The organism is Hymenobacter negativus (assembly GCF_017571495.1).
Taxonomy (GTDB): domain Bacteria; phylum Bacteroidota; class Bacteroidia; order Cytophagales; family Hymenobacteraceae; genus Hymenobacter; species Hymenobacter negativus.
On record NZ_JAGETZ010000011.1, the window covers coordinates 236,196 to 244,194 of the forward strand.

Annotated in this window: 3 protein-coding genes; 2 read left to right on the forward strand and 1 reads right to left on the reverse strand. The window is 47.6% G+C overall.

Going from position 1 to position 7,999, the window contains the following annotated elements; translation table 11 throughout:
- The first annotated feature begins 1,678 nt into the window (after positions 1-1,678).
- Entirely contained in the window at positions 1,679-4,957 is a 3,279-nt protein-coding gene (locus tag J4E00_RS20985) for a SusC/RagA family TonB-linked outer membrane protein (protein ID WP_208177233.1), read from the forward strand.
- 13 nt (positions 4,958-4,970) lie between these two features.
- A complete protein-coding gene (locus tag J4E00_RS20990) occupies positions 4,971-6,647 on the forward strand; it encodes a SusD/RagB family nutrient-binding outer membrane lipoprotein (RefSeq protein WP_208177234.1) in 1,677 nt (558 codons plus the stop codon).
- A gap of 80 nt (positions 6,648-6,727) precedes the next feature.
- On the opposite strand, the gene prfB is transcribed toward J4E00_RS20990, so the two are convergent.
- Positions 6,728-7,805, reverse strand: a protein-coding gene (gene prfB, locus J4E00_RS20995) for a peptide chain release factor 2 (protein ID WP_208177235.1) whose coding sequence is annotated in 2 segments (ribosomal slippage) — positions 6,728-7,744 and positions 7,746-7,805 — 1,077 coding nt in all. Because the reading frame shifts where the segments join, the coding sequence is not laid out codon by codon here.
- Positions 7,806-7,999: the final 194 nt, after the last annotated feature.

Sequence of the window (7,999 nt, forward strand, 5' to 3'; positions counted from 1 at the left end):
CAAAATTTCCGATTTCAAAGTTGTTTTTTGTTTTTTGTTTATGATTTATCGTATTGAATGTTGAATTTTTCTACTTTAGCTTTCTAGCCATTGATTGTTGATTGACTGATGCGTATTCATGCTAATTTACACACTGTAATATAACGTTTTAGAGCAATTTTGAGGTGTTAGAATAAAGACATATATTGATTAAGTGTCTGATTAACTATCATTTGGATTGGATGATAAGGCGCAAATAGATAATCAGATAAGTTCGGTTGAAAAGATAGTAGAGTTTAATCTTGATGGGGAATAGTGACATAAAATGAGATATAGGTGTTTGTCGTGATGGTGTTCGGGCTACTCACCCAGTTCAAAGCGTGCTTCGTTTAAGATAGCCAAAGTAGGTTCTGATGTAGTGCGGACAATTATCTCAGCCGACATAAGGCAGGAATAAAATGAAGTATTCCGAAGAAACTGCTGGCCGTTTTATCGGATAGTGTAGCCAGCCGGCGAAATTAGAGCGTCTGGAAAAGCCTCGACTTTGTCGCGGTCGCGGTATAAATTGTAGTAGTTAATACATAAGTTGCATGAGAGGGAATCACGACCTGCGCGCCAAGAGCTTTGACATTGGTCATTACAGAATTAGTGTCGTAGCTACTGTCAGTTAATCTTTTGCCCACGTCATGTGCACCGCACAGCAAGTCAGTGGCCCAGTAGCAGTCAGCCTACTGGCTGGGCCCAAGCACGAAGTGCAACGGGTTATCTAGCGTATCGAACAGCATATGCACTTTGTTGCTCAACTCGCTGCGGTTCAGGTTGAGGGTTTTGTTAATGACGCAGCTTTTCTCAGTTGCTCGCTACCCGACTATGCCCCACACCACACTTAAATCGGATATGGCTCAGTCTAGGTCCGGTTCCTGCATCTCCTCACCCAAGTGCGGCTCGATTCTCTTTTGCGCCAAGTCTCAGTTGCATCGCGTCCCTTGCTGGTCACCAAAGCGCGCCGATAGGCCGGTCAAGCGCAGCCGTGGCGCACTAACCAAAGCATATTCTTCAGAAACAAGAGGTTATAGGTATGCGTGTGACTCACATCGCCCGCTTTGCCTAATAGATGCGGTGCTGATTCGGGCCTCGCTCGGGCACTAAATTTTGTCATTACTACCCAAGAATGAAAAAAAAAGTATATGTATGTCTATATCGGAAAAATTGGACTTTTCTTATGGTGTTGCTGTTGTTAGGTTAAAGCGAGGCAACAAAAAACATTCTAGTAACAGTTGTTTAAAAAAAACATGTAATACATTGCCAAAGAAAAGACCAGGAAAGTAATGATTTTGCATGCGTTTTCGTAGTAATCAGGGCTTTTTTTATATAACTATACCTTTGAATCGCATGTTTCGTGCAAGCTTCGCAAAGAAGGGTACTTAAATCTTGCGTAGAGCAATGATTCTACACTTTATTAAAGAGGGAGTGATATGAAGTACTTGCTGGTCTGAATAATGGTAGCTTTTATGGTGACGCTAAAAGTCATAGCTATTACTTCGCTTGACAAGTACTAAGCAAAGAAAATCGGGAGATATTAAGTCTGCTTTGTTTAGACTTACACTTTCGCTTATGATTTGCCGTTGAAATCCCCCTTTCGCTTTTTCCATTTTCACTCACCTTTTTTTCCATTTTCACTCACCAAAAACCAAGTCAAATGAAAAAACTCTTATGCATGGTCATGTTGCTCATGGCCGGCCTGTTGCAGCAGGCTTATGCTCAAGACCGGTCGATTTCCGGTCGGGTCACAGATCGAACGAACGGTCAGGGCCTACCAGGTGCAACCATTCTAGTGAAAGGTACTACCGTAGGCGCTTCAACAAATGCTGATGGTAGTTTCTCACTGAGTGTGCCATCTACAGCTACAACTCTTACTATTAGCTCAATCGGGTACACTTCAGTAGACCAAGCTATTGGTGCAGCCGCTACTTACAATATTGCGCTGACTTCTGATGTCAAGCAGCTTGGTGAAGTAGTGGTGACTGGTGCACTTGGCATCCAGCGTCAGCAGCAGCAAGTTGGCTATGCTACCGCAACGCTCGACACCAAGGAACTAACTCAAGCCCGCGTTGCCAACGTTGCCAACGGCTTAGCAGGCAAGGTGTCAGGCCTGCAAATTCAGACCTTGAACGCTGGCGTTAACCCGTCCCCCCGAGTAACGCTACGAGGCAGCCGCTCCCTCACTGGTAATAATGAAGCCCTCATCGTTATTGACGGGGTTATCTCAACTAACGACGTACTAGGTGCGCTGAACCCCGATGACATTGCCTCTATCGACGTACTAAAGGGCGCTAACGCGGCAGCCCTTTACGGTTCACAAGCATCCAACGGTGCCTTGATTATTACGACGAAGAAGGGCTCTAACAATAGCTCGCAGGTTACGTTCTCACACACGTCGCAGGCCGAATCGATTTCGTTTCTGCCCAAGTTCCAGACCGAATTTGGTCCTGGTTCACCCGACTGGATTAATACATTGATTCGGGTCGATGGTGTAACGCCATTCAAGGAAGATGGTACGCCCGACGACAACTACGAGCACCAGTATCAAGGATTTGAAAACCAACAATATGGTCCTCGCTTTGATGGTTCGCTCCAGCCTTTTGGCCAGACTCTGGCTGATGGCAGTGTGCAGCGAATTGCCTACGAAGCACGTCCCGACGAAAAACGCAAGTTCTTTAACACAGGCTACCAGATGCAGAACGGCGTAACGTTCTCAGGTGGTAATGAGAAAACGAAGTTCTATACTTCGTACCAGAACCTGCACAACAATGGCATAGTGCCAAAGGACGTGTTTGACCGTAACTCTTTTCGTATCAATGCTTCACATGAGATCAATCGATTGACGATTGGTTTTAATCTTTCCTACTCGCAACAGAAAGCAAACGTAACCTCGAACCTGGACCGTAATACGTCGGTGTACTGGAATGTCTTCAACACGTCAGTGATGGCTCCTCTTACTCAGTATAAGGATTATCAAAACGATAAGTATTCTGACCCCAGCTTTGGATATTATAATGCTTATTACTTTAATCCGTATTTCATCATTGATGCTAACCGCACAATTGACCGGCGGAATACGATTCAGGGCAATATTGACCTGTCTTACAAGCTAACAGATTGGTTGAAGGCAAACTACCGCCTTGGTACTACTACGACTAGCCAGTCGAACGAGAACACACAGAACAAATTCACTTTGGCTCCCGGCTCGCCCAAGCAAATTGCCAGCTATACCGGTTTTGTGCAGGACCTGAGCAGCAACCTGACCCGTATCAACTCAGACTTGTTCCTGACCATGGACAAGACCTTTGGTGATATCTCTGTACAGGCTATTTTGGGCAACAACGTGCAGCAATTGGATAGTCGCTATGACTACGTAGCATCTACCGCTTTGGCCGTACCCGTAACCGAAACGGCAGGTGTATTCAACCTTCAGAATCGTATTGGTAATCTCGATGGCCGTGCTGCTCGTGCACAGACACGTTTATACGCATTCTATGCAGACTTGACTGTTGGCTACAAAGACTTTTTCTACCTGCATGGCTCCGGTCGTAACGACAACATTTCCATCCTTGACCCCGGTAACCGCAGCTACTTCTATCCTGCCGTTGATGCATCCTTCGTCTTCACCAACGCAATTCCTTCTTTAAAGGAAGTTTCCTTCTTGGATTACGGTAAGATTCGCGGTGGTATCTCAAAAGTGAGCCAAGTTAACTTGTCGAGCCTGACAACCAATGGTGTTTATGCTACTGGCGGGGCTTATCAAACGGCTTCAACTTATCCGCTGGCCTTGGGCTTCCCGTTCCCTTTACGTGCTTCTTTCACGACTGGTGGGCAACTTGTGCAGCCCAACCTGAAGCCAGAGAATACTGTGTCAACTGAAGCAGGTATCGAGCTTAGCTTCCTAAAGCGCCGGATTTCAGCTGCTGCTACTTACTATCTTCAGAATAGCACCAACCAGACGGTTAATACGAATATTTCAGGTGCCTCAGGCTACCAGAACTATCTCCTCAATGCTGGTGAGGTACAAAACCAAGGGGTTGAACTGGACCTGAATATCACGCCGATTCGTTTGGAGAATGGCTTGAGTGTTACAATTGGAGGCAACTTCAACTACAACAACAACAAAGTAATCTCGTTGCCGAACGACCTGCCCCAACTGGTATTGGCTGGCAGTGGTGCTACGGGTCAAACTACCAACGCTGATTTGTATGCTATCAAAGGCCAGCCTTTCCCATCGCTGGTTGGTACTTATTACCAGCGTACGGAAGATGGCCGAGTGAAAATGGGACTCGTAAGCGACCCCTGGGATGCGACAGCTGTTCGCTATGCTCCACTGATTGCTACAGATACCAAGAACTTTGGCAACACGCAGCCAAAATACCGATATGGTTTTAATGCCAATATCACTTATAAAGGCATAACATTGGCTGGCCAAGGCGAACTGCGCACTGGATATGTAGTGTACAATACCATTGGTGAAAACCTGGACTTTACTGGTGGTGGCCAGCGTAGTGCAGAGTTTGGTCGTCAGGATTTCGTTTATCCGAATTCGGCTATATCCACTGACGGTGGTGTAACCTACGTTCCCAACACTTCGGGTCTGACCCCTGGTGGGTCGGAGTTCTGGGCTAATACGCCTACTTGGAACTCCGGTGTGGCTGAGAACTATGTGACTTCGGGTAAATTCTTCAAAATCCGTGAGGTGTCGCTAAGCTATGCAATCCCGACGGCTTTGGCGACGAAAATTGGCTTTGTGAAAGGTGCTTCCGTGAATCTTTTTGGTCGGAATATTTTTACATGGGTGCCGAAAGAAAACATCTACACCGACCCGGAATTCAGCGGCACGGCTGTTGGTAGCAATGCTATCGGCATCAACACTGTTTTGCAAACTCCTCCTACCAAATTCTACGGGGCTTCTATCAACGTAACCCTCTAACCCGACTACTTATATGAAACCACTTTTTAAGGTTCTGTTTGCGGCGGCGCTAGCTACTGCAACTACTGGCTGCAAGGACTTCCTCGATATTAACGATAATCCAAACGTTGCCACTTCGGTGACCCCTGATGCTCTGCTGGCAAATGCCTTGGTTACCACGGCAGCTATTTATACGGGCGGTATATCAGCGGGTAGTAACTACAATAGTTACGCCAGTTTTGCCGCTGGATATTGGGGCAAGTCGGGTACGGTAAGTGGCTTCTCGCAAGAGCGCACATATATTTATTCCACCACCTACTATCAGGCACTGTGGAATAATACATACGATAACCTGAATGATTACCAGCAGATTCAGAACTTAGGCGGTACTACGTATCCTAATCATGCGGCCATTGCTCGCATAATGAAAGTGTACAACTATCTGTTGTTGGTAGATGAGTACGGAGACATCCCTTATACAAATGCGCTGAAAGGACTCGATAATACTAATCCCACTTACGACAAAGCCGCTGATATCTATAAAGATTTAGTGGTACAGTTGAAAGGCGCCGTAGCAGATATCAATACTGCTGCCGCTAATGATGATGCTCTTGTTGTTGGCAATGAGGATGTTGTGTTTGGTGGCGGTACCACCGGTATGCTTCGTTGGAAGCGCTTCGCTAATAGCCTACGCCTGCGTATTCTGTTGCGCGAGTCTTCTACCAATGATGCCGCATTAAACGCTTATGTAGCTACCGAAATGAATGCTTTGCGTACGGATGCTACGGACGGCTTCATCGACCGCGATGTGGTCGTACAACCGAGCTACACTGCTAATACCAACCAGCAGAACCCTTTTTACGACCGTTATGGCTTTGCTGCTGGTGCTACTCGTGCACAGTCAGAGTACAGCTATGTAATGCCAACGAACTACATTATCCGTCAATACCTGGACAATAATGACCCGCGTATTGCTCAATTGTATCGTCAGGGGCAAAAGCAAGATGCTAGTGGAACTACTGCTACAGCTGCTTACGTAGGCACCGATTTAGGTGAAGGTACTCCTCCTCAGTTTAACCCCGGAGATTGTGGTTGCGTGACAGTAGGTTCTCGTTTCCTGCAAGGTGGCACTTTCCTACGGAGCGCTACGGCCCCCACTGTGCTGATGCTGTTGTCTGAGCACTTATTTTCAAAGTCTGAAGCAGAAATTCGTGGTTTGTGGACTGGCACTCCCGATGATGCGTTGGCTCAAACAGATTATCAGAATGGCATCCTTGCCTCGTTTGTTACTACGTACCGGGATGGTAATACCGCCCCTGCTGCTCCAGTTGCTACCAATACAGCTCTGGCAGGAGTAACTCAGTACAATACGTATATGGCAGCTAATACATCCAACGGTTTGGTGAACTGGGCAGCAGTTTCCACCACCGTGCCTGAAGAAGCAGGGGCCAATGCAGGCGTTACGCCTCGTACAGTAAGCAAGACAGATAAAATTCTATACCAGAAGTATCTGGCTGAGAATACACTTGCTAGCGTAGAAGCTTGGGATGATTATCGCCGCACAGCTCAGCCAAAATTCAAGCGTGCACTAACCCCTAACCCGCTGCCAAACCGCTTGTTCTACCCGCAGACGGAAGTAAGCACCAACCTAGCTAATATCCCGACTGGTGTAACCTCTGCGTCTAAAATCTTCTGGGACGTACTCGATTAATCGAAATCATTCTCAAAAACAAAAAGGGCTGCCCAATTGGGCAGCCCTTTTTATTAATCCATTTCTAATCAAATCGAATACTAGCTCTGCATCAAAAAACCCTTGATATACTCATCCAAGTCCCCATCCAATACGTTTTGCACATCAGTGCGCTCGATGCCGGTGCGGAGGTCTTTGATGAGCTTGTAAGGGTGAAGGACATAGTTGCGAATCTGGGAGCCAAAGTCGATACGTTTCTTTGTGGCTTCCACCTTGTCGCGCTCGGCGTGGCGCTTGTCCATCTCAATTTGATAGAGGCGGGATTTGAGCATGCGTAGGGCGTGCTCTTTGTTCATGAGTTGGCTCCGCTCAATCTGGACGGCGATAATGATACCAGAAGGCGCGTGTGTGAGTCGTACCGCTGTTTCAACTTTGTTCACGTTTTGTCCTCCGGCGCCACCAGCCCGGAAGGTATCCCAAGAGATATCGGCCGGATTGATTTCGATGTTGATGGTATCATCAATGACCGGATAGGCAAAAACGGAGGCGAATGAGGTGTGACGCCTCCCACTGCTGTCGAATGGGGACATCCGCACGAGGCGGTGCACGCCAATCTCGCTTTTGAGGTAGCCGTAGGCGAAGTCACCATCAATTTCCAGCGATGCCGACTTGATGCCCGCACCCTCGCCGGGCTGGTAACTGACTTGCTTCACCCCAAACCCGTGGCTTTCGGCCCACATGATGTACATGCGCATCAGCATCTCGGCCCAGTCCTGGCTTTCGGTGCCGCCGGCACCAGGGTTAATATCGATGATGGCTGAGAGTTGGTCTTCCTCATCTGAAAGCATGCGCTTGAACTCCAGCGCTTCCACCTTTTTAAGGGTAGCGTCGTAGTCGGCTTGCATTTCTGCTTCCGGCACATCGCCCTCTTTATGAAAATCAAAAAGCACCTCGGTATCAGCCAGGGCTTGCTGCACGGCTTCGTAATCGTCGGTCCAGGTTTTGATGGCTTTGACTTCACGCAGGGTGGCTTCGGCAGCTTTCGAATCGTCCCAGAAGCCAGGAGCCGTAGTTTTTGCCTCGGCAGCAGCTATTTGTTCTTTGCGGGCATCGTAGTCAAAGATACCTCCTCAGGGCCTCAGCGCGGCCCTTCAAGTCCTTAATCTGGTCTTGGGTCATGGGTGGAGAAAAAGAGAATGAACGGCTAACAGCCGCAGCTGCTGAATTCAGCAACGTGTAAAATTACCGAATTATAGCCCAGAAGCTTCCGTACTGGGGCAATGTATCTTTGCCAGAACATGGATTAGGCTTCCATTCTCTATCTTGTGATAGGTTGCTAGGGGGCTGATACCAATCAAGTGCTGGTGCCTGAA

Bases quoted from the DNA above. Each gene is read 5' to 3' on its own strand.
- J4E00_RS20985 (WP_208177233.1), top strand. From the start codon at position 1,679: ATGAAAAAACTCTTATGCATGGTCATGTTGCTCATGGCCGGCCTGTTG.
- J4E00_RS20990 (WP_208177234.1), top strand. From the start codon at position 4,971: ATGAAACCACTTTTTAAGGTTCTGTTTGCGGCGGCGCTAGCTACTGCA.